This window comes from Thalassospira sp. CH_XMU1448-2, assembly GCF_037027285.1.
Lineage (GTDB): Bacteria > Pseudomonadota > Alphaproteobacteria > Rhodospirillales > Thalassospiraceae > Thalassospira > Thalassospira profundimaris_C.
Genome location: NZ_JAYMEA010000004.1, coordinates 120,959 through 142,226, shown reverse-complemented (window position 1 = coordinate 142,226; position 21,268 = coordinate 120,959). Strand labels below are relative to the sequence as shown.

19 protein-coding genes and 1 pseudogene are annotated in these 21,268 nt (G+C 53.5%); 12 read left to right on the top strand and 8 right to left on the bottom strand.

Translation table 11 applies throughout. The features are described 5' to 3' along the window. The first annotated feature begins 48 nt into the window (after positions 1–48). The 4 genes and pseudogenes from WA318_RS15760 (at position 49) to WA318_RS15745 (ending at position 2,580) form a co-directional block, all read left to right on the top strand. The gene (locus WA318_RS15760; RefSeq protein WP_181850256.1) at positions 49–312 is read left to right on the top strand and encodes a DUF1127 domain-containing protein; all 264 of its coding nucleotides are present in this window, start codon (positions 49–51) and stop codon (positions 310–312) included. A gap of 239 nt (positions 313–551) precedes the next feature. Then, positions 552–1,589, top strand: a complete 1,038-nt coding sequence (gene ppk2, locus WA318_RS15755) for a polyphosphate kinase 2 (protein ID WP_336082628.1) — start codon at positions 552–554, stop codon at positions 1,587–1,589. Between the two features lie 118 nt (positions 1,590–1,707). Beyond that, positions 1,708–2,187: pseudogene (locus tag WA318_RS15750) on the top strand (NAD(P)-dependent oxidoreductase); the annotation flags it as partial. A 6-nt stretch (positions 2,188–2,193) separates the two neighbouring features. Further along, positions 2,194–2,580 (top strand): NAD(P)-dependent oxidoreductase, encoded by a 387-nt coding sequence (locus WA318_RS15745; protein WP_258548717.1) that lies wholly within the window; start codon positions 2,194–2,196, stop codon positions 2,578–2,580. Between the two features lie 76 nt (positions 2,581–2,656). Here WA318_RS15745 and WA318_RS15740 read toward each other — a convergent pair whose 3' ends face one another. After that, positions 2,657–4,153: a S41 family peptidase gene (locus WA318_RS15740; RefSeq protein WP_336082626.1), complete on the bottom strand. Its 1,497-nt coding sequence runs from the start codon at positions 4,151–4,153 to the stop codon at positions 2,657–2,659. 410 nt (positions 4,154–4,563) lie between these two features. Between WA318_RS15740 and WA318_RS15735 the strand changes: the two genes are divergently transcribed. The 7 genes from WA318_RS15735 to rsmA all read left to right on the top strand — a co-directional run bounded on the left by WA318_RS15735 (position 4,564) and on the right by rsmA (position 14,147). Continuing rightward, the gene (locus WA318_RS15735) at positions 4,564–6,336 is read left to right on the top strand and encodes an acyl-CoA dehydrogenase (RefSeq protein ID WP_336082624.1); all 1,773 of its coding nucleotides are present in this window, start codon (positions 4,564–4,566) and stop codon (positions 6,334–6,336) included. 194 nt (positions 6,337–6,530) lie between these two features. Further along, positions 6,531–7,649: an LPS export ABC transporter permease LptF gene (gene lptF, locus WA318_RS15730; protein WP_336082622.1), complete on the top strand. Its 1,119-nt coding sequence runs from the start codon at positions 6,531–6,533 to the stop codon at positions 7,647–7,649. Then, entirely contained in the window at positions 7,646–8,749 is a 1,104-nt protein-coding gene (gene lptG, locus WA318_RS15725; RefSeq protein WP_336082620.1) for an LPS export ABC transporter permease LptG, read from the top strand. The genes lptF and lptG overlap by 4 nt, the downstream gene beginning before the upstream one ends. A 4-nt stretch (positions 8,750–8,753) precedes the next feature. Further along, positions 8,754–10,946, top strand: a complete 2,193-nt coding sequence (locus WA318_RS15720) for an LPS-assembly protein LptD (protein WP_336082617.1) — start codon at positions 8,754–8,756, stop codon at positions 10,944–10,946. Positions 10,947–10,952: 6 nt separating this feature from the next. Then, positions 10,953–12,233 carry a peptidylprolyl isomerase gene (locus WA318_RS15715; protein ID WP_336082615.1) on the top strand — a complete coding sequence of 427 codons (1,281 nt, stop codon included), beginning with the start codon at positions 10,953–10,955 and terminating at the stop codon, positions 12,231–12,233. 22 nt (positions 12,234–12,255) lie between these two features. Beyond that, complete coding sequence (pdxA, locus tag WA318_RS15710; RefSeq protein ID WP_336082612.1) at positions 12,256–13,272, top strand: 4-hydroxythreonine-4-phosphate dehydrogenase PdxA; 1,017 nt, start codon at positions 12,256–12,258, stop codon at positions 13,270–13,272. 5 nt (positions 13,273–13,277) lie between these two features. Then, complete coding sequence (gene rsmA, locus WA318_RS15705) at positions 13,278–14,147, top strand: 16S rRNA (adenine(1518)-N(6)/adenine(1519)-N(6))-dimethyltransferase RsmA (RefSeq protein WP_336082610.1); 870 nt, start codon at positions 13,278–13,280, stop codon at positions 14,145–14,147. A 24-nt stretch (positions 14,148–14,171) separates the two neighbouring features. Here the strand turns inward: rsmA and gmk are convergent, their stop codons facing one another. Together gmk and WA318_RS15695 are read right to left on the bottom strand one after the other, a co-directional pair. Then, on the bottom strand, positions 14,172–14,804 hold the full coding sequence (gene gmk, locus WA318_RS15700; protein ID WP_336082608.1) for a guanylate kinase: 633 nt from the start codon (positions 14,802–14,804) through the stop codon (positions 14,172–14,174). Positions 14,805–14,827: 23 nt separating this feature from the next. After that, complete coding sequence (locus WA318_RS15695; RefSeq protein WP_336082606.1) at positions 14,828–15,712, bottom strand: YicC/YloC family endoribonuclease; 885 nt, start codon at positions 15,710–15,712, stop codon at positions 14,828–14,830. Between the two features lie 194 nt (positions 15,713–15,906). Between WA318_RS15695 and WA318_RS15690 the strand changes: the two genes are divergently transcribed. Further along, the gene (locus WA318_RS15690; protein WP_114098357.1) at positions 15,907–16,698 is read left to right on the top strand and encodes an SDR family NAD(P)-dependent oxidoreductase; all 792 of its coding nucleotides are present in this window, start codon (positions 15,907–15,909) and stop codon (positions 16,696–16,698) included. 79 nt (positions 16,699–16,777) lie between these two features. On the opposite strand, the gene mltG is transcribed toward WA318_RS15690, so the two are convergent. The 5 genes from mltG to fabD form a co-directional block, all read right to left on the bottom strand. After that, complete coding sequence (gene mltG / locus WA318_RS15685) at positions 16,778–17,752, bottom strand: endolytic transglycosylase MltG (RefSeq protein ID WP_336082602.1); 975 nt, start codon at positions 17,750–17,752, stop codon at positions 16,778–16,780. A gap of 33 nt (positions 17,753–17,785) precedes the next feature. Further along, positions 17,786–19,045, bottom strand: coding sequence for a beta-ketoacyl-ACP synthase II (fabF, locus tag WA318_RS15680; protein ID WP_114098359.1), 1,260 nt, complete (start codon positions 19,043–19,045; stop codon positions 17,786–17,788). An 87-nt stretch (positions 19,046–19,132) separates the two neighbouring features. Then, complete coding sequence (locus WA318_RS15675) at positions 19,133–19,369, bottom strand: acyl carrier protein (RefSeq protein WP_007090351.1); 237 nt, start codon at positions 19,367–19,369, stop codon at positions 19,133–19,135. Positions 19,370–19,539: 170 nt separating this feature from the next. Next, positions 19,540–20,280 carry a 3-oxoacyl-[acyl-carrier-protein] reductase gene (gene fabG / locus WA318_RS15670; RefSeq protein ID WP_114098360.1) on the bottom strand — a complete coding sequence of 247 codons (741 nt, stop codon included), beginning with the start codon at positions 20,278–20,280 and terminating at the stop codon, positions 19,540–19,542. A 41-nt stretch (positions 20,281–20,321) separates the two neighbouring features. Further along, on the bottom strand, positions 20,322–21,263 hold the full coding sequence (fabD, locus tag WA318_RS15665) for an ACP S-malonyltransferase (RefSeq protein ID WP_114098361.1): 942 nt from the start codon (positions 21,261–21,263) through the stop codon (positions 20,322–20,324). Between the last annotated feature and the right edge of the window lie 5 nt (positions 21,264–21,268).

Here is a 21,268-nt window from a genome sequence, read left to right as displayed (position 1 = left end):
TTTTCACAGCAAACATTGCATTAGCAATATTAACTCATGGAGAAGATCATGGCTTACACGGCTTGCCCTGCTCCTGCGTCACGGGAGTCTCACCAGAACGCGCAAAATACGCTTTCAATCGTTGCAACCATGCTGCGTCCATCGCATCTGACCGCAGCCCTCAACAGCCTCTCAGACCGGTACTCCCGGTTTGTCGAAATCCGCCGTCAACGCAGAACCCTTATGTCGCTGTCTGACGCACAACTTCTTGATATCGGACTGACGCGCGCCGATGCCGAGGAAGAATACCGGCAGTCTTTCCGGCTGCTTTAACACCAGTCGGACCTGCTTTGCTTCCGCCCCCACGGATTTCACAGTCAGAACAGGTCCGCCCTTCGTGCCACCAGCACAATCCGCCAAGACCCGGTTGATCCCCTGATCGACCGGGTTTCTTTTTTTAGTGATCAGACGATACACGGCCCACCCGGATAAATTGATCCAGTTCATTGCAAGTTACTGCTTTATCCCGCAAACTTTTCAAAGTGGTCATCAAGAACTTTGGATTTCCGGACATGAGTGAGAGCAAAAAAACCCACCAAAAGTCGACGCCATCCTCGAACAGAAATGAATCCGAGCCGGTGCGCGCAGCAACCCGTCATACAGGCAAAAGCCGTGCTGCCGCCAACAAGACGGCCGCTCTTACCGGGCTTGACAAGGAAACCAAGGATCGATTTTTGCTTGATGCCGAGAACATGACAATGGACCGCCTCGATGACAAACCATCAAAGGCTGACTTTGTCATCACGGCTCCCAACGGTGATCTCCCGCCTGATATCAGCGCTGATCCCATGGCACGCGCCAAGAAGATGCCTGGCAAACAATATCTTGAACTGATCGCCCCTCTTCATATCGAACTTCTGAAATTGCAAAACTGGATCAAGGCCGAAAACCTTAAATCCCTGATCATTTTCGAAGGACGTGACGCCGCCGGAAAAGGTGGCACCATCAAACGGTTCACCGAACACCTGAACCCGCGCGGTGCGCGCATTGTCGCTCTTGGCAAACCCAACGACCGGGAACTGACCCAATGGTATTTCCAGCGTTACATTGAACATCTGCCAAGTGGTGGCGAAATGGCGCTGTTTGACCGTTCCTGGTACAACCGGGCCATGGTTGAACGGGTGATGGGTTTTTGCAGCATGTTTGATGTCAGTGAATTCCTGCAATCTGTCCCTGAACTTGAAAGAATGCTGATCCGGTCGAACATCCGCATGACCAAATTCTATTTCTCGGTCAGCAAAAAAGAACAGGCCAAACGGTTCAAACAGCGCAAGAACGATCCGTTGAAACAATGGAAACTCAGCCCGGTTGATCTGGCATCCCAGAATCTTTGGGACTCCTATACCGAAGCCAAGCGCGACATGTTCTTCCACACATCAACCACCGACAGCCCGTGGACCATTGTCAAATCCGACGACAAGAAACGCGCACGCATCAATGCCATGCGATTTTATCTGTCCCAGTTCGACTATCCCGGAAAGCGGCCAGAAATTCTGGTCTACGACCGGCGCATCATCCATAGCGTCGCCGAAGAGCTTGACGAGGACTAGAAGCTATCACGGCCTCTGGTCTTCCAGATCGTGAAAACATTGTCGCGGTAACATTTGCCTTCATTGACATTGCCCGCCTCGCAACCTTTACTGGTGACCATCAGTATTTGGGAGGCAAACAATGGCAAAATGTGCATTTATCGGTCTGGGTGTCATGGGATACCCGATGGCCGGTCACCTGCAAAAAGCAGGTCATGACGTAACTGTTTATAACCGTACGGCAGCCAAGGCAGAAAAATGGGTATCCGAATATGGCGGATCATCCGCCCCGACCCCGGCCGAAGCGGTCAAAGGGGCCGAATTCGTCTTTTCCTGCGTTGGCAATGATGACGATCTGCGCAGTGTCATGCTGGGCGATGGCGGCATGTTTGCCGGCATGGACAAGGGTGCGGTTCTGATCGACAACACCACCGCGTCAGCCGACGTTGCCCGCGAACTTTACACCGCGGCAAAGGAAATGGGCATTTCCTTTATCGACGCACCGGTTTCCGGTGGTCAGGCTGGCGCAGAGAACGGAGTTCTGACCGTCATGTGCGGCGGCGATCAGGCGGCTTTTGACCGGGCTGCCCCGGTTATTGATGCCTTTGCCCGTTCCTGCAAACTGATGGGCGAAAGTGGCGCTGGCCAGCTGACCAAAATGGTCAACCAAATTTGCATCGCCGGTCTGGTTCAGGGCCTTTCAGAAGGTGTTAATTTCGGTGTGAAAGCCGGTCTTGATATGGAAAAGGTTCTTGATGTGATTTCCAAGGGTGCCGCAGGCAGCTGGCAGATGGAAAACCGTGGCAGCACCATGGTTCAAAACAAATTCGACTTCGGCTTTGCCGTTGACTGGATGCGCAAGGACCTTGGAATTTGCCTTGAAGAATCCAAACGCAATGGCGCACGCCTGCCGGTAACGGCCCTTGTCGATCAGTTCTATGCACAGGTGCAGGAACGTGGCGGCAATCGCTGGGATACATCAAGCCTGATTGATCTGCTTGCCCGCGGGTAATCATATCGACATAGCCAAAAACAAAAGCGCGACCCATTCGGGCCGCGCTTTTTTTATACACAGGCTCCCGCTTGCCTTACAGACCGGCGCGCAGCAGCGGCTCCACCTGATTGCGATAGGATGCCAGCGGACCATCATTGAAATAGCCGACCGCACATTCAAGGACAGAATCCCGATAGGAGTCATCGCCTTTTGGCATTTCTTCCTGAAGATTCTCGCGATTGTTTTTGCCAAGCCGCTCAATCACGATGTCCTGTTCACAGCTTTTGGCATCAAGCTTTGCCAGTGACTGGCGCGGATCACGACGACGCGATGGCAAGGCATTGGCAAGATCCACTTCACGTTCGAATTCGTCGTCATCGGCACGATTGACTTCGATATCAGGGATCACACCATTGCCCTGAACGATATGATTTTCGGGCGTCGTGTAATATCCCGTGGTGATTTTAAGACCACCACCCGATGTCAGAGGCATGATCCGCTGCATCGACCCCTTGCCAAACGAACGTTCGCCGATGATCACCCCGCGTCCGTTTTCACGCAGGGCCGCCGCCATAAGCTCCGCCCCGGATGCCGAGCCGCGATCAAGCAGAATTGCCATCGGCACCTTTTCAAAGTAATCGGCCCGATCTGCTTCGTAGCTGCGTAATTTGCGTTCTCCCCGGCCCTCGGTCGCAACGATCAGCCCGTCGGTCAGAAACTGATCAGCAATATCGGCCGCGCTATCAAGCAACCCGCCCGGATTGCGTCGCAAATCGACGATGATCCCGCGCGGATTGGCGACCTTGTCTTCAAGCTCGGCAAGATATTCCTGTGTCTGATCCAGTGTGGTTGCGTCAAAACGCGATACGCGGATATATCCGATATCCTGATCAATAATACCGGCACTGACAGATGGCACTTCGATCCGCGCGCGTTTGACGGTGACATCAAAGCTGTCCTCGACACGCTGGATTGTCAGGGTAACCGGATCCCCGACCCGCCCGCGCATCCGGCGCACGGCCTCGGAAATCGGTTCACCCGTCATCTGATACCCATCAATATGGGTAATACGATCATCGGGACGCAAACCGGCCCGCGCGGCGGGCGTATCATCAATTGGCGATACGATCCGGATGCGTTTTTCATCATCAAGCGCAATGACAATCCCGACCCCGGCAAAGCTGCCTTCTGTACTTTCCTGCAGGCGACGGAACATGTCGTCCGTCATATAGGCGCTGTGGGGGTCAAGATTGTGCAAGCTGTCATCAAGAACCGCACCGACAATGCCGACCGGTGTTTTATCCTCTGTCTCGATATCACCCAGCATTGCGATGCTGTTTTCGACAAAGGCAACGCGATCGATTTTTTCGACATACTGTTCGGAAAGAACCTGAAGGGCCTCGACATAAAGCTTGTCTGCATGGGCAAATTGCTCGTCTGTCGCACCGGCGGTTACGCTGTCACGGTAGGCATCCAGAAACTTGCGTTCTTCATCACTTGGCCAGGCAGGCCCGGCACAGGCGACCAACCTCGTTCCGGCAAACGAAATCAATACCGCAAACAAAATTGGCAATAATCCTTTGCGCAGCAATAGCCTACTCCTGTCTTGCAACTTCAGTTCCGGATCGAAACCCGCATTCTTCCCGATGGTACATGTGCACTTGTTTTCGACGTTAATCGAATATGAATGCGACTTGATTGCGGCAAGTCTAGCCTGCCTTTTCGCGATTGGCGACCCCTCGGCGCGGATTTCCCGACGGAATTTGATCAACTGCTGATCAATCTTGTTTGAACTCACATATCGGAAGCTTTTGGGCGTTTTGCCAGTAGGGCAGCACAAACAGCCTTCAACCAATGTCGAAGACGGTTTTTTCATCACCGGGTCGAAACAGACTCGATCTTGGTGCATTGCAGCGTTATGCTGCGGCCAAACAATCAAAGTCGGCACAAAGCCGACTACACCGAGCGGGCGGCTCACAATTCAGGGAGACGTCTTTTTTCATGAGCGATTTTACGCCGCCAGTTTCCGATTTTCGGTTTTTGATTCATAACGTAATCGGCCTTGATACGGTTGCCGACCTTCCGGCCTTTTCCGAAACCAGTCCTGACCTTGTCGACGCCATCCTGGAAGAAGCAGGAAAGTTTGCGTCCTCAGTTCTCGCGCCAATCAACAGAATTGGCGATCAGGAAGGCGCCCGGCTTCTTGAAAACGGCACGGTGCGCACTGCATCTGGCTGGAAAGAGGCCTATGCGCAATTCTGCGAAGGCGGATGGCAGGGCATCTCCGCCCCCGAGGCCGAAGGTGGCATGGGGCTTCCGATCCTTCTTGGTGCCGCTGTTGCCGAAATGTGGCAAGCATCGAACATGGCCTTTGCGCTTTGTCCGATGCTCACCGCCGGTGCGATTGAGGCACTTGGCGCACATGGCTCGGAAGATCAGCGCGTCCTTTATCTGTCACGCATGATCAGTGGCGAATGGACTGGCACCATGAATCTGACCGAACCACAGGCAGGGTCGGATCTTTCAAAAGTTCGCAGCATGGCAGTGCCGACTGGCGACGGAACCTACAAAATCACCGGACAAAAGATTTTCATCACCTATGGCGACCACGATATGACCGAAAATATCGTGCATCTTGTCCTGGCCCGCACACCGGATGCCCCGGCCGGAGTTAAGGGCATTTCGCTGTTTATTGTGCCGAAATTCATTGTATCGGACTCTGGTGAAATCGGTGCGCGCAATGATGTCACCTGTGTTTCGCTTGAACACAAGCTTGGCATTCATGCCAGCCCGACAGCGGTTTTATCATTTGGCGATCAGGGAGGTGCCACCGGTTACCTTATCGGGGAAGAAGGCAAGGGCCTGGCATATATGTTCACCATGATGAACAATGCCCGTCTGGCAGTTGGTCAGCAAGGTGTTGCCATATCAGAACGCGCCTACCAGCAGGCACTTGAATATGCCCGCAACCGCAAACAGGGACGCGATCCGCAAACCGGCGACGATGCGCCGATCATCATCCATGGTGATGTTCAGCGTATGCTGATGCGCATGCGGTCCTCGACCGAGGCGGCACGTGCTCTTTCGCTTTATGCAGCAGCACAGCTTGATCTTGCCCATCATCTGGAAGATGACGAGGCACGTGCCAACGCACAGGCGCGTGCTGATTTGCTAATCCCGCTGGTCAAGGCATGGTCAACAGATCTTGGCGTGGATAATGCGTCTTTAGGTGTTCAGGTGCATGGCGGCATGGGCTTTATCGAGGAAGCCGGTGCAGCCCAACATCTGCGTGACGCCCGCATAGCCCCGATTTACGAGGGAACCAACGGTATTCAAGCGCTTGATTTCATTGGACGCAAGGTCATGCGCGACAAGGCAGGGGCACTTGGCGCGCTGATCTCGGACATGCGCGCAACCATTGCCGATGTGACGAACGGAGATGCCAAACAGGCTGCAGGAACGCTTTCGAACGCGCTTGATGAGCTGGGAAAAAGCACTGCCATCGTCATTGAAAGGTGCAGTGCCGATGACAGGATGATGCAGGTGCTTGCTACACCATATGCTCGGCAGGCGGCTTTGTGTATTTCGGGATGGTTGATGTTACGCGCCATGAGCGTTGCGTCACAAAACGGTGTTTCTGACAGCTTCCAAGCTGCCAAACTCAAAAGTTGTCAGTTCTTCTTTGACCAGTTGCTTCCCGAAGCGACCTTTATGGCAACGCAGATTAAAAATTGTACTTCGATCGAGTTGCACGAAACCCAGCCACTATTTTGACAAACTCTTTGCCGAGATTGCCGTGCGCCATTGTTCTCTGTAGATGACGATGGCGCACCCTTTTCTACCTCACCTATCGGCCCACATCATCGAAGCGTTCATAAACGCCAACATTCGGAAATTCCGTACGGTTTGTCCCTATTTGGCGATAATTTCCTGTTTCGGTTTTTGATTGCTTCTCTATAATCCGCCCGATGAATCGCTTAACCCGATATATGCTTAAACAGCAGCTGATTATGATGGTGTTTGTGACACTGGGACTTCTCTGTGTCATTTGGCTATCGCAAAGCCTGCGTTTTGTCGAAATGATCGTGAACCGGGGCCTGTCGATCTCGGTGTTTTTGCAGCTAACCTCGTTGTTGCTGCCAAGCTTTTTGACGATCATCATCCCGATTTCCTTGTTCTTCGTGATTGTCTTCACCTACAACAAGCTTATTCAGGATCGCGAGCTGATTATCATGCGATCAGCCGGGTTAAACCAGTGGGCGTTGGCCAAACCGGCACTGATGGTGGCGTTGATTTCGACAGCCGTCTGTTATTTCCTGACGCTGTTTTATCTGCCCTATAGCTATCAACAATTCAAAGAGTTGCAGTTTTCGATCCGCAATGACTTTTCTTCTGTCCTTTTACAGGAAGGCAGCTTCACGGAACTTGATGGTCTGACAGTCTATGTGCGCGAAGTCGGCCGTGACAATGAATTGCTCGGTATTCTGGTTCATGATTCTCGCAATCCGGATCGCCAAACAACCATGATGGCCAAGCATGGCGCGCTGCTACGTACAGATGATGGCCCGCGCATAGTCCTCCTTGATGGCAACCGTCAGGAAGTGAACCCGGAAGACGGCACCATGTCGATCCTGTATTTCGACCGTTATGCCGTCGATATCGCTCAAAGCTCGGAAGACCCGGCAATGCGTTATCGCGAAGCACGTGAGCGCGACGTCTACAATCTCCTGACGGCCACGACCCCCGATGTTAATCCAAACGACATTGATGCTTTCCGGGCGGAAGGGCATGATCGTTTGATATCGCCATTGAATGCCATTGCTTTTGCCAGCATTGCGCTTGCGGTTCTGGTCTCGAGCAGCTTTTCACGTCGCGGACAGACTGGTCGGTTGCTCATCGCGATCGGTGTAATGGTGCTTTGTCAGGCCCTTGGTATTGCGATGAAAAACCTTGCTGCTAAAAACCCGGCACTGATACCCCTGATGTATGTCAACGCTTTCCTGCCGATCATCCTGGGGCTTTACTGGACATTCCGCGGACCTCAGATCCGCGCCAAACGCGCGACCGCAGAAGAGGCCGAAGCATGAGAATTTCACCGCTTCTGACATGGTATTTCGGCAAGCATGTTCTGTTGTCTGTTCTCGCTATTCTGGCCCTTCTGATCGGCCTTATCCTGATTGGCGACACGATCGAACTTCTAAGGCGTGCTGGCGGCAAACCGGACGCGACAGTCGGCATCGTTTTGCAAATGGCGACCAGCCGCATTCCCTTCATGACGGAAAAAGTTCTGCCCTTTGCCGTCCTGTTCGGATCGATGTTCTCCTTCTGGAAACTTACCGGCAATCAGGAACTGGTAGTTACACGTGCAGCCGGCGTTTCGGCCTGGCAGTTTTTATTGCCGCCGATCCTATGCGCCCTGATCCTTGGCAGCATTCAGGTCGGAGCGCTTAATCCACTGTCATCGATCCTTCTACAGCGCTATGAAACGCTCGAAGCACGCTACTTGCAGAATAACGTCAATGTGATGAACCTGTCTTCGAGCGGACTTTGGCTGCGTCAGGGCACGCAGGACGGGCAAGCCGTCATTTATGCCCGGGCCGTACGCAGTCAGCAAGGCGACCAGATTGATCTGCGAAATGTAACCATTTTTCGTTTCCAGAATTCTGATGACTTCACCACACGAATTGATGCTGCACGTGCAGTTCTCGAGCCCGGTACCTGGCATTTTTATGATGCATGGACATTCACTCCGGGGAAGGCTAGCGTATTCTCGAACAACCTGAAACTTCCAACCAACCTGACAGCGCGCAAGATTCAGGATAGTTTTGCATCACCTGAAACCATGTCTTTCTGGGATTTAAGACCATTTATCAATTTGCTTGAGCGTGCAGGCTTTAACGCGACCCGACACCGAATTCATTTCCACAGCCTGCTATCACGACCTCTCCTTCTATGTGCGATGGTTCTCATTGCGGCGGCTTTCTGCCTTAAATTTTCTCGACGCAGGCGGGCATCCCTTGTTATCGGTGGTGGGGTGACGACAGGGTTCATTCTTTATTTCTGCACAGATGTCATCTCGGCACTTGGTGTGTCGGGTGGCATTCCACCAATATTGTCCGCTTGGGCACCTGCCGGTATATCTTTGCTACTGGGGATTTCGACATTGCTACATCTTGAGGATGGCTAGACAGATGGCCATTGCGGGGGGAATGATAAAAAGACTGGCAACGAGCACCATACTGGGTTGTGGCGTATTTTTGATGGCCGGGCACTTCAGCCTCAACTACGCATATGCCCAGGGCGCAGCCTCAGAGCAACCAGAGCAGCAGGAACCAGCTATTCTGTTTAGTGCTGATGAAGTCGACTATAATCGCGAGCTGCAAACTGTGACTGCACGCGGCAATGTCGAAATTTCACGCGACGGTCGCATACTTCTTGCTGACACCGTCAACTACGACCGAAGTCAGGATGTACTGACAGCCTCTGGCAATGTCAGCATCACCGAACCAACCGGGGAAGTTACGTTTGCAAGCTATGTTGAACTTAGCGGTGACTTTAAAAACGGTATCGTCAAAGATATCTATGTTTTGCTTGATGAGAACACCCGTATTGCAGGAACCGGTGCACGTCGAAGTGCAGGCAACTACACTGAAATCGCCAAAGCAGTCTATTCCCCCTGCAAAGTCTGTCAGGAGGACGATGGACGAGCAGGCACGCCGTTATGGCGCATCAGGGCTGCACGTGTTTTGCATGATGCTGAAAACAAAACGGTAGAATACAAGGATGCCCGGCTGGAGGTAGCAGGTGTACCAATCATGTACACGCCTTATTTCGAACACCCTGACCCAACTGTAAAACGTCAGTCTGGTCTACTTGCTCCGTCCTTTGGCAGCACCAGCTATGTTGGCTCCTATTTCAGTCAACCCTATTACTGGGCGATTGATAAGAGCAAGGATATGACCTTAACACCAACCTATACAGCAGATGAAGGACCGCTGCTTGCTACTGAGTATCGTCAACGATTTGATTCAGGAGAGTTGGAGGCTTTCGGTAGCGTCACGCAAGACAGCAATGATGACTGGCAAGGGCACATAGATGCCGAAGGGCGTTTTGACATTGATCCTACCTGGCGCTGGGGTTTTGACGCTGAACAAGTAAGTGAAAAGACATATCTTTCCAGATATGGCTTTGAGTCTCCGTCGGTATTGACGTCAAACCTGTTTACAGAAGGTTTCCGGGGCGCCAGCTACACACGCATTGACAGCTATTATTTTCAGGGTTTGAAATCCAGTGATGACAGGGACACAACACCAGTTGTCCTGCCGCACATGCAATTCCATGGGCAAACCCAACCGGCAAAATATGGCAGTTTTACGACACTTGACCTGGATGGCCTGTCACTCACACGTAAGGAAGGTACAAATTCTCATCGCGCGTCCGCAAAAGTCGGGTGGGAACTTCCTCATGTTGGATCCATGGGAGATGTCACCAAACTGAGTTTATCTGTTCGTGGTGATAGCTATATGGTTTCCGATGTCGAACGTAACGGACAAGACAATTACAGCGGATACACTGGACGCGTGCTTCCGTTAGCAGCACTTGATTGGCAGATGCCGTTCGTCAATGATCAGGGACTTTATCATCAGGTCATAACACCAATTGCCATGGTTGCCTGGTCCCCCAACGGCGGAAACCCCGGAGAAATTCCCAATGAGGATTCTCAGTCTTTCGAATTTGACGACATTAATCTGTTCTCCCACGACCGCTTCGGTGGCATCGACCGCGCAGAAGATGGCTTAAGAGCAAGTTACGGTGTCGAATGGGGAGTCTATGGACCGAATGGTGGTTATACCAGCGCCATGTTCGGGCAAAGTTACCGCGCAAATAAAAACGACACATTTGCCAAAGGCTCCGGCCTTGATGAGCATTTGTCTGACTATGTGGGCCGGGTCACAGTTGCCCCTAGCAACTATCTGGATCTCACGTATCGCTACCGCCTAGATAACGAGAACCTCTCTTCCCGACGCAATCAGGTAACAGCTACGGCGGGATCTCTGGATACATTGCGTATCAATGCAACTTACATTCATTTCTCCGATGATGCCGGAAGCGAGGAATTTAACGAACGTGAAGAGCTCTATTTCAGAGCAGACAGGCAGTTTTCTGACTACTGGTCGGGAATGGCCTATAGCCGCTATGACATTGATCAGTCTGACCCTCTGGAATACGGCATCGGTTTTGTATATGAAGATGAATGCTTTATCTTTGATGGACGTATCCGTCGTACATTCTATCAGGATCAGGATCTTGGCGAGTCTGATGAATTCCTGTTCCGTCTGGTATTCAAAACCCTTGGTGAAGTCGCCTCCGCAGCCGGATTGTAAGAAAACATGATTTCCAAACTTCCAATTTTCAAATTTGCAAACGTCTGCGCGACTTTGGTTCTGTCCATGGGTTTTGCTCTGGGTACACCAGCCAAAGCCCAGTCGCCTGTCGGCGTTGCAGCTGTTGTCAATGATGACCCGATCTCGATCATTGATCTGGTCGAGCGCATCAAGCTTGTTGCCGTGTCCTCAAATATTCAGATGACACCTGAAAAAAGCAATGAGATCGCGCCCCAGATCCTGCAGCAGCTGATCAATGAGACCCTGCAGATGCAGGAAGCAGAGCGTCGCGGCATTGAGGTTACAGATGCTGATATCGCACGCGGTAAATCCATGATCGAGCAAAATGCCGGGCTTCCGGATGGAAAGCTTGATGCCTTCCTTGAACAGCGCCGGATCGCACCGGGCACGATCGAAAACCAGATCCGCCCACAGGTTGCCTGGCAAAAACTGCTTGGCTCCATGCGCAGTCAGATCGAAATTTCCGATGCGGAAATTGATGATAACCTGGAAAGGATTATCAGCAATCAGGGAAAACCGCGTAACCGCGTTCAGGAGATATTTCTTCCGGTCGACAATCCGCAAGACAGCACACGTGTTTACCAGACTGCCCAGGAAATTCTCGGTGCTTTGAACCAAGGAGCTGATTTCAGTGCCCTTGCCCGCCAGTTCTCGGCAAGTGCAAGTGCCGCCACCGGTGGTGATCTTGGCTGGTTGTATGCAGGCGAGCTTTCAGGCGACCTGCAACAGGTCGTCAACCAGCTTGAACCGGGAAAAGTCAGTGCACCGGTACAGACGATCCGAGGCTACTACATCATCAAGCTGCTTGATCGTCGGGTTGGCGACGAAGGCGCCGTTACAGATGTCAGGCTTGATCTTTATCAGTTGTTCGTACCTCTGAGCGCTGACATGCCCAAAGATCAGATTGATGCAAAGCTGGCTGTGCTGAGAAACACCCGGGAAACAGCGGATAGCTGTCAGACCCTGGCAAATGTCGCCGTTGATCTTGGCTCGGACCTTAGCGGTGAGATGAAAGGCATTTCTCCAAGCGAACTTTCCGGTCCGGTCGCACAGGCCATCACAAACCTCAAGCCCGGACAACCGTCCAATATTGTTCAGGTTGATGGCGGAGCCCTTCTGGTCATGATCTGTAACAAGACCGAGGAAAGCAATTTGCCAGACCGCAGGGATATCGAGAACCGGCTGATGATGGAGCGCCTTGACATTCTTGCCCGTCGCAAGCTTCGTGAATTGCGCCGACAGGCCTTTATCGACATCCGCATGTGATCATTGCGAAGACGGAAACCAGATGACCAAAATCGCGCCGATTGCCCTGACCATCGGTGAGCCTGGCGGTATCGGACCAGAGCTTAGCCTGAAGGCATGGCTGCGTCGTCATGATGACGGACTGGCACCTTTTTGCGTTCTTGCCCCGCTTGGCATTCTTGAGAATGCTTGCCGGGAACACAGCAAAGACGTTCCCCTTAAGGTCATTTCAGACATCGCTGAAACCGCGTCGGTCTTTGATCACGCATTACCTGTGCTTGCAATTGCTGACGTAGAAAGCCCGGCTGTCACCGGTATTGCTTCGGCCAGCACCGCGAACGTGGTAATCGAAAGTATCACCAAGGCCGTGGATCTCGCCCGCAATGGTGCTGCGAGTGCTGTGGTTACCAACCCAATTCAAAAAAGTGCGCTATATGCGGCGGGTTTCAAACATCCGGGTCATACCGAGTTCCTTGCCGAGCTCGCTGGACCGGGTACAATACCCGTGATGATGCTGGCTAATTCCAAGCTTCGCGTCGTGCCGCTGACCATCCATATCGCCCTAAGCGATGTCATGAACTCTCTGACACCGGAATTGATTATTGAGCAGTGCGAGATTACAGCTGCCGCCCTTCAGCGTGATTTTGGCATCGCGACCCCACGCCTTGCCGTTGCGGGGCTTAATCCGCATGCAGGAGAAGACGGGACAATGGGAACAGAGGAACAAACGATCATGGCCCCCGCAATTGCAACATTGCGGGCAAAGGGGCTGGACGTTATTGGCCCTATGCCAGCCGACACGATGTTCCATGAAGAAGCCCGCACGAATTACGACGTCGCCCTGTGCCCCTATCACGATCAGGCCCTGATACCGGTCAAGACGCTTGATTTCCATGGCGGTGTAAATGTGACGCTCGGATTGCCCTTTATCAGAACATCGCCCGATCACGGCACGGCATTGAATATTGCCGGCCAAGGTATTGCGCGCCCGGACAGCCTGATTGCAGCCCTTAAAATGGCTGCGGAAATGGCCGAGAAACGTCTTTTGACAGGAGCCTGACCCACGTGTCGGAAGAAACCACCCAATCGGGGACACTTGCCAATGACGGCCTGCCGCCGCTGCGCGAAGTCATTGCTACACATGGCCTGTCTGCCCAGAAAAAATTCGGTCAGAATTTCCTGTTTGACCTGAACCTGACCGGACGTATTGCGCGCGCTGCGGCACCGCTTGACGATGCGACGGTGATCGAGATCGGACCGGGGCCTGGTGGTCTGACACGCGCCTTGCTGTTTAACGGCGCCAAGAACCTGACCGTTATTGAACGTGACCCGCGTTGCCAACCGGTGCTGGAGCAAATCAGCAATCATTACCCCGGTGCATTACATGTCATTGATGGTGATGCACTGGAAGTCGATGTCACCAAACTTGGCCCTGCCCCGCGCAAGATTGTCGCCAACCTGCCCTATAATGTCGGAACCCAGCTTTTGCTGGGCTGGCTGATGCAAATTGATCAGTTTGCCAGTCTGACCCTGATGTTCCAGAAGGAAGTCGCCGAACGCGTTGTCGCAGGTCCCAAAAGCAAGGCCTATGGCCGCCTGTCCGTACTTTGCCAGTATCTCTGTGACTGCGACATATTGTTTGATGTCCATCGCAGTGCCTTTACACCACCGCCCAAAGTCACATCAGCTGTGGTGCAGCTGCGCCCGAAACCGGACCGTGGTACGGACATCAATCTGGCCAGTCTTGCCAAAATCACACAGGCCGCGTTTGGTCAACGCCGCAAGATGTTACGTGCCAGTCTCAAGACGCTAAACGTCAATGTCGGTGAATTGCTTGCGAAGGCCGAGATTACCGAAACGGCCCGCGCAGAAGAACTCAGTGTCGCGGACTTTGTTCGCCTGACCCAGGCTCATGATGAAATGGCCGCTTCGTAAAGCGGCCATTTTCCTGTTTGCGGCTCAGTCGGTCAGAAGCTTTTTGACAAAGCCCGGCAATCCGGACTGCCTTGTGCGCTTCATGCGCTCTGCACCAATGATATGCTGCACGTCGGCGAGGCAACGTTCCAGATCATCATTGATCAGAACATAGTCGAATTCTTCCCAATGGCTGATTTCTGCGCCGGCCTTTGCCATACGTTTCATGATGACATCATCCGCGTCCTGACCACGATCACGCAGGCGACGTTCAAGTTCCCCAGAAGACGGTGGCAAGATAAAGACCGAAACGACATCGGCTCCACCCTTGTCACGCAGCTGGCGCGCACCTTGCCAGTCGATATCAAACAGAACGTCATGCCCTTCTGACAGGGCCTTTTCGACCGGAGCAACCGGGGTGCCATAATAATTGCCAAAAACCTCGGCCCATTCGAGCAATTCATCATCGGCAATCATGTGCTTGAAATCATCGACGGACTTGAAGAAGTAATGTTTTCCTTCTTCTTCGCCCGGTCTGGCGGCACGGGTGGTTGCCGAAACTGACAGCGAAATCTTGTCGTCTTTTTCCAGAAGCTGACGGGTGATGGTTGTCTTGCCTGCACCCGACGGAGCACAGAATACCAACATCACGCCACGGCGATTGTGAGGATCAATCATATCGTGTTTCCTTCCCTGCCCGCTTATTCAACGTTCTGGACCTGCTCGCGGAGCTGATCAATGATGACCTTAAGCTCCATCCCGCAAGTGGTCAGTTCGATGTCATTGGCCTTGGAGCACAAGGTATTGGCTTCACGATTGAATTCCTGACACAGGAAATCAAGCTTGCGCCCGATGGCACCGCCCTTGGTCAGCATGTCGCGCGCAGCCGAGATGTGGGCCTTGAGGCGGTCAATTTCCTCGCGGATATCGGCTTTGGTCGCAAGCAGGGCAGCTTCCTGATGCAGGCGTTCCGGATCGAACTTCCCGGCATCCATCAATTCTTCGATCTGACGTTTCAGGCGTTCCTTGATCGCGTCCCCGCGCGCGGAAGCACAATTCTCGGCCCGCGTCACAGTTTCTTCGATATTGTCGACATGCCCGCGCAGCATCGCATCAAGCTTCTGTCCTTCTTCGGCACGATGATCGGCCATCTGCTCAATCGCATCTGCAAGGCTGGCAAGCACGGCATCATCGCGTGCGTCACGGGTTGCTTCATCTTCCTGCGTTTCAACCGCCTCAAGAACACCCCGCACATTAAGAAGGTCGGCAATCGTGCCGGAAGACAGACTGCTGGTATTGTCGAATTCTTCGGCAATTGAAACAAGCTCTGCGAGCAATTCACGATTAACGCTATACGCGCCGGTGTCCGCCGAGCGTACAACATTAAGCGTCACGCCCATATTGCCGCGTTTGAAACGCTGGGACACCGCATCACGGACCTTGGCTTCAAGCCGCTCGAACCCGCCATTCAGGCGCACACGCACATCAAGCCCCTTGCCATTGACGCTGCGCAATTCCCAGGTCCAGCCAAATCCATCGGCCGCACCATCAGTGCGGGCAAAGCCGGTCATGCTTGAAACGGTCATATTCCCATCCAGTATAATTTCATGTTTGCGCGTTTATAACGTTTGCCCCCGGTAACGCCAAGGGCCAACACTTGCAGACTGTGCGATATCAACAATATGGTATCGGTTGCATGTATTTCATAATGCTGCCCTATTGCTGCATCATGGTCCGCAAAATTCGATAAACCGCATTTCAGAACTGTATTCGAGCAACCATGTCCTTTCAGTATCACGCCATCCTGATTACCGGTGCCAGTTCCGGTATTGGCGCCGCACTTGCCCGACATTTTGCCCGCACCGGGGTGACTTTGTTCATCAGTGGTCGGGATGAAACACGCTTGCGGCTTGTTGAAAATGAATGTCGTGCTGCCGGTGCCAATGTCTATGCCGATATTCTTGATGTGACCAACCGCGAAACCATGAACGCCTATGTCACCCATTGTGACGAGCTGGCCCCACTTAGTCTCGTGGTCGCCAATGCCGGTATATCCGCCGGGACAGGCGGCCGTGGCGAAAGCCCCGAACAGGTAAGGGATATCCTGGCGACCAATGTCGCGGGTGTTCTGAACACCATCGATCCGGCAATCGCGGCCATGCGCGTCCGTGGGCGTGGTCAGATCGCGCTGGTGTCCTCGCAGGCGTCCTGGCGTGGCTTGCCTTCTGCCCCGGCATATTGCGCCAGCAAGGCCGCTGTGCGCGTCTATGGCGAAGGTTTGCGGGGCGCACTGGCTCCGACAGGGATCAAGGTCAATGTCATCTGCCCCGGCTTTGTCAAAAGCCGCATCACGGACGCCAATGACTTTCCCATGCCGTTCTTCATGCAGGCCGAGAAGGCCGCACGCAAAATCGCCCGCGGACTGGAACGCAATCGCGGCATGATCGCCTTTCCCTGGCAAATGAACATGATTATCGGCTTGCTGAAAATAACCCCGCAATGGGTTCTTGATCTGGTCGCCAACCGGGTTCCGCGAAAGGCATCCTCCCGCAATCAGGATGCTGAAGCCTGAGTTGTCAGGATCAATGAAAAACAAAGGCGGCAACCCAATCGGATTGCCGCCTGTTTTGTATCCGGATTGAAAATCCCGGTCACTGACCGTCGCGGATGCGCCGCCATTTGGCGACATTGCGGTTATGTTCCTTAAGGGTCCGGGCAAAGGCGTGCCCGCCCGTACCATCAGCCACAAAATAAAGCTCTTTCGTGGTTGCCGGATGCAGAACCGCATAAAAGGCTTCACGTCCCGGATTGGTGATTGGTGACGGAGGCAAACCCGCGGTCACATAAGTGTTATACGGGCTTTCAAAACGCAGATCCTTGCGCGTCAGCGACCGTTCAAGACGTTTATCCGGACTGATAGCATAGGCAACCGTCGGATCGGACTGCAAACGCATGTTGATCCGAAGCCGGTTGATGAAGACACCAGCCACCCGGGCGCGCTCGGCGGCAACACCTGTTTCCCGTTCGACGATGGAGGCCAGAACAAGGGCCTCCTCGATTGTATCAAACGGCAGATTGGCGTCGCGCCCCGGCCAAAGTTGCTCGACCATCTCGTCATGGGCAGCCCGCATCCGGTCAAGGATGCTTTGCTTGGAATCGCCATAAGAGAATTGATAGGTCTCGGGCAACAGAGTACCGTCTTTGGGAATTTCGGTGATTTCGCCAGTTAATCCATCGACCAGATTGATTCGCGCGACAATTTCACCCGACCGAAGACCTTCGGGAATGGTGACAAACCGGTTAACTGTTTCACCATTGGCCAGGATTTCGGCAGCCTGCTTCGGGCTTACCCGTTTGGGGAAGTGGTATTCCCCCGCCCGGAGCGAGCGATCCAGCCCGCTAACCCGCACGCCAGCCATAAAGATCAGCGGCTCATCAATAATCTGTTCGCGTCGAAAAATCTCTGCAATGCCGCGAACACCGGTCCCTTGCGGGATAATGATGTCACGGTCCTGTACAAGTTTGCTTGGCGATGTGTATTGCACATAAACATACACCGCCGCCCCACCAATGGTGAGTGCGGCGGTGATGATTAGCAAGCCAAGAACAAGCAGAAAACGCTTCAAGGGATAGCTCCCGTTAAGGTTGGCTCTGCTGTTTTAAACGGCCTTGAATACCAGCGAGGCATTGGTGCCGCCAAAGCCGAACGAGTTCGACAGAGCAACATTGACCTTGCGCTGTTTTGCTTCAAGCGGAACCAGATCGATACCTTTGCAGGCTTCGGACGGATTGCGCAGGTTCAGGGTCGGCGGAACGACACCTTCGTGGATCGCAAGGATCGAGAACACTGCTTCAATCGCACCCGCCGCACCCAGAAGGTGACCGGTTGCCGATTTGGTCGAAGACATGGACAGCTTGGTTGCCTGGTCACCAAACAGACGCTTGACCGCACCCAGTTCGATTTCGTCACCCAGCGGAGTCGAGGTACCATGTGCGTTGACATAGTCGACGTCTTCCGGGTTCACGCCCGCATTGCGAAGCGCATTGCGCATCGAGCGGAAGCCACCATTGCCGTCTTCGGCCGGTGCGGTGATGTGATACGCATCGCCCGACATGCCATAGCCGCCGACTTCTGCATAAATCCTCGCACCACGTGCCTTGGCATGTTCGTATTCTTCAAGAACGACACAGCCAGCACCTTCGCCCATGACAAAACCGTCACGGCCCTGATCCCACGGACGGGATGCCTCGGTCGGGGTGTCGTTGTAACCGGTCGAAAGCGCACGCGCAGCAGCAAAACCAGCCATGCCAAGACGGCAAACAGCAGCTTCTGCACCACCGGCAACCATAACGTCCGCATCGCCAAGCATGATCATGCGCGATGCGTCGCCAATGGCATGTGCACCGGTCGAACATGCAGTTACCACCGCATGGTTCGGACCTTTGAGACCGTGTTTGATCGAAACTTGGCCAGAAACCAGGTTGATCAGGCATGACGGAATGAAGAACGGACTGACACGGCGGGTCTTGCCGTTATTCACGAGATCCGAAGCTTCGGCAATTTTCGGAAGGCCACCGATACCAGAACCAATCAGAACGCCAGTGGCTTCCTGATCTTCGTCGGTTTCCGGTTTCCAGCCCGAATCAGCCAGTGCCTGATCTGCAGCGGCAATCCCATAGACGATAAAATCGTCCATTTTCTTCATGTCTTTGATCGAGACATGATCTTCCGCGTTGAAAAGTCCGTCACCCTCACCGCGCGGCACGAGGCCTGCGATTTTGGCAGGGATATCGGACACATCGAAAGTATCGATGGCTTTGATGCCGGATTGGCTGTTCAGCAATTTCTGCCAGGTATTCTGTGCACCGCTAGCAAGCGGCGTTACAGCACCAAGTCCGGTAACAACTACGCGTCTCATCCCGCATTACGCCTTTATTTTATGAATCCAGCAAAGACGAAAAGGGCGCCTGAGGATGCCCTCTGGCGCCCATGTCTCACGGCAAGATTAGCCGTTCGCCTTTTCGATGAAGTCGATCGCGTCTTTGACGGTCAGAATTTTTTCAGCCGCGTCATCAGGAATCTCGCAACCGAATTCTTCTTCAAACGCCATAACCAGCTCAACGGTGTCCAGGCTGTCTGCGCCCAGATCATCGATGAAGCTTGCGTTTTCAGTGACCTTGTCTTCTTCAACACCGAGGTGCTCGACAACGATCTTCTTCACGCGATCTGCGACATCACTCATAGCTCAAATCCTTCAATAGGTTTTCTGTCAGTTAGTGTTTACGTGGTGCCCGTTTATTCCCCCTATTGAAGGACTTCCCGGGAACCGGAAACCGACAACAAACAATTGCCGGTTTCAATATTTGGTATAGCGGCCCCTTTTAAGCAGAAAAGTAGGCAACCCGCAACGGGTTAAATCATCGCCATTCCGCCGTTCACATGCAAGGTCTGTCCCGTGACATAAGCAGCTTCGTCACTTGCGAGATACAGAACCGCTGCTGCGATCTCTTTGCTGTCGCCCATGCGACCTGCCGGAATACCACCCAAAAGCTTTTCTTTCTGAGCGTCTCCGAGTTCTTCTGTCATAGCCGTGGTAATGAAACCTGGTGCCACACAATTTACCGTGATGCCACGTGCGGCAACTTCCTGTGCCAGCGATTTCGACCAGCCGATCATGCCAGCCTTGGCCGCCGCATAGTTGGTCTGCCCCGGGTTACCGGTCACACCGACAATCGAGGTGATGTTGATGATGCGGCCATGACGGCGCTTCATCATGCCACGCAGCGAATTGCGCGCAAGCTTGAAAGCCGAGGTCAGATTGACATCAAGAACCGCCTGCCAGTCTTCGTCTTTCAGACGCATGGCAAGCTGGTCACGGGTGATGCCCGCATTGTTGACCAGAATATCAAGCTGACCACCAAGGGCCTCTTCGGCATTCTTGATCAGACCATCAACCGATTCAGAGTCCGAAAGGTTGGCCGGAACAACAACGGCATTTTCACCGATGTCGGCAGCAACCGCTTCGAGGCGTTCCTGACGGGTACCCGACAGAGCAACCTTCGCACCGGCCTGCGCCAGAACCTTGGCGATTTCGCCACCGATACCGCCGGTCGCGCCCGTTACGAGTGCTGTTTTCCCTGCAAGATCAAACATTAACTTTAATTCCCTTTGGGTTCGTCTTTTCTCGGAACACTCTAAAGAGTGCCAAGGAATGCTTCGATATCTGCCGGACCATTTACGGCAGTGCCGCTCAGATCACGATCAATACGGCGGACCATACCGGTCAGAACCTTGCCTGCGCCGATCTCGACCAGCTCGGTGATGCCCTGTTCTTTCATGTAAAGAACAGACTCACGCCAGCGCACCGTGCCGCAAACCTGCTCCACAAGGAGTTTACGAATGGTTTCCGGATCATCAGTTTTTTCTGCTGTCACGTTCGCAACAACCGGTTTTGCCGGCGCATTCATGGTGACAGTACCAAGGGCCTCGGCCATACGATCCGCAGCCGGCTGCATCAGCGGGCAATGGAACGGTGCGGATACCGGCAGAAGAACTGCGCGTTTCGCGCCCTTGCCCTTGGCGATCTCGATCGCGCGCTCGACAGCGGCCTTATGGCCCGAAACAACAACCTGTCCGCTGGCATTATCGTTGGCCGCGGTGCAGACTTCGCCCTGTGCGGCTTCTTCTGCAACCGCAACAGCATCGGCATAATCAAGACCAAGAAGGGCCGCCATCGCGCCAACACCAACCGGAACAGCGGCCTGCATGGCCTGCCCACGGATTTTCAGAAGACGGGCGGCATCGGCAATCGCAAAGGTCCCGGCCGCAGCAAGCGCAGAATATTCACCCAGTGAATGGCCCGCGACCAGATCGCATTTGTCGGTCAGCATGAAGCCACCTTCTTTTTCAAGAACGCGGGTAACAGCAAGGCTGACGGCCATCAACGCGGGTTGCGCGTTTTCAGTCAGGGTCAGTTCGTTTTCCGGACCTTCGAACATCAATGCGCTCAGTTTTTGGGAAAGTGCGTCATCGACTTCCTGGAAAACTTCGCGGGCAACCGGGAATGCTTCTGCCAGTTCTTTCCCCATACCAACCGCTTGCGACCCCTGACCGGGGAAAACGAGTGCGCGTGTCATTATAT

Coding starts and splice junctions, on each gene's coding strand:
- WA318_RS15760 (WP_181850256.1), top strand. CDS start 49: ATGGCTTACACGGCTTGCCCTGCTCCTGCGTCACGGGAGTCTCACCAG.
- ppk2 (WP_336082628.1), top strand. CDS start 552: ATGAGTGAGAGCAAAAAAACCCACCAAAAGTCGACGCCATCCTCGAAC.
- WA318_RS15745 (WP_258548717.1), top strand. CDS start 2,194: ATGGGCGAAAGTGGCGCTGGCCAGCTGACCAAAATGGTCAACCAAATT.
- WA318_RS15735 (WP_336082624.1), top strand. CDS start 4,564: ATGAGCGATTTTACGCCGCCAGTTTCCGATTTTCGGTTTTTGATTCAT.
- lptF (WP_336082622.1), top strand. CDS start 6,531: ATGAATCGCTTAACCCGATATATGCTTAAACAGCAGCTGATTATGATG.
- lptG (WP_336082620.1), top strand. CDS start 7,646: ATGAGAATTTCACCGCTTCTGACATGGTATTTCGGCAAGCATGTTCTG.
- WA318_RS15720 (WP_336082617.1), top strand. CDS start 8,754: ATGGCCATTGCGGGGGGAATGATAAAAAGACTGGCAACGAGCACCATA.
- WA318_RS15715 (WP_336082615.1), top strand. CDS start 10,953: ATGATTTCCAAACTTCCAATTTTCAAATTTGCAAACGTCTGCGCGACT.
- pdxA (WP_336082612.1), top strand. CDS start 12,256: ATGACCAAAATCGCGCCGATTGCCCTGACCATCGGTGAGCCTGGCGGT.
- gmk (WP_336082608.1), bottom strand. CDS start 14,804: ATGATTGATCCTCACAATCGCCGTGGCGTGATGTTGGTATTCTGTGCT.
- WA318_RS15695 (WP_336082606.1), bottom strand. CDS start 15,712: ATGACCGTTTCAAGCATGACCGGCTTTGCCCGCACTGATGGTGCGGCC.
- WA318_RS15690 (WP_114098357.1), top strand. CDS start 15,907: ATGTCCTTTCAGTATCACGCCATCCTGATTACCGGTGCCAGTTCCGGT.
- fabF (WP_114098359.1), bottom strand. CDS start 19,045: ATGAGACGCGTAGTTGTTACCGGACTTGGTGCTGTAACGCCGCTTGCT.
- WA318_RS15675 (WP_007090351.1), bottom strand. CDS start 19,369: ATGAGTGATGTCGCAGATCGCGTGAAGAAGATCGTTGTCGAGCACCTC.
- fabG (WP_114098360.1), bottom strand. CDS start 20,280: ATGTTTGATCTTGCAGGGAAAACAGCACTCGTAACGGGCGCGACCGGC.
- fabD (WP_114098361.1), bottom strand. CDS start 21,263: ATGACACGCGCACTCGTTTTCCCCGGTCAGGGGTCGCAAGCGGTTGGT.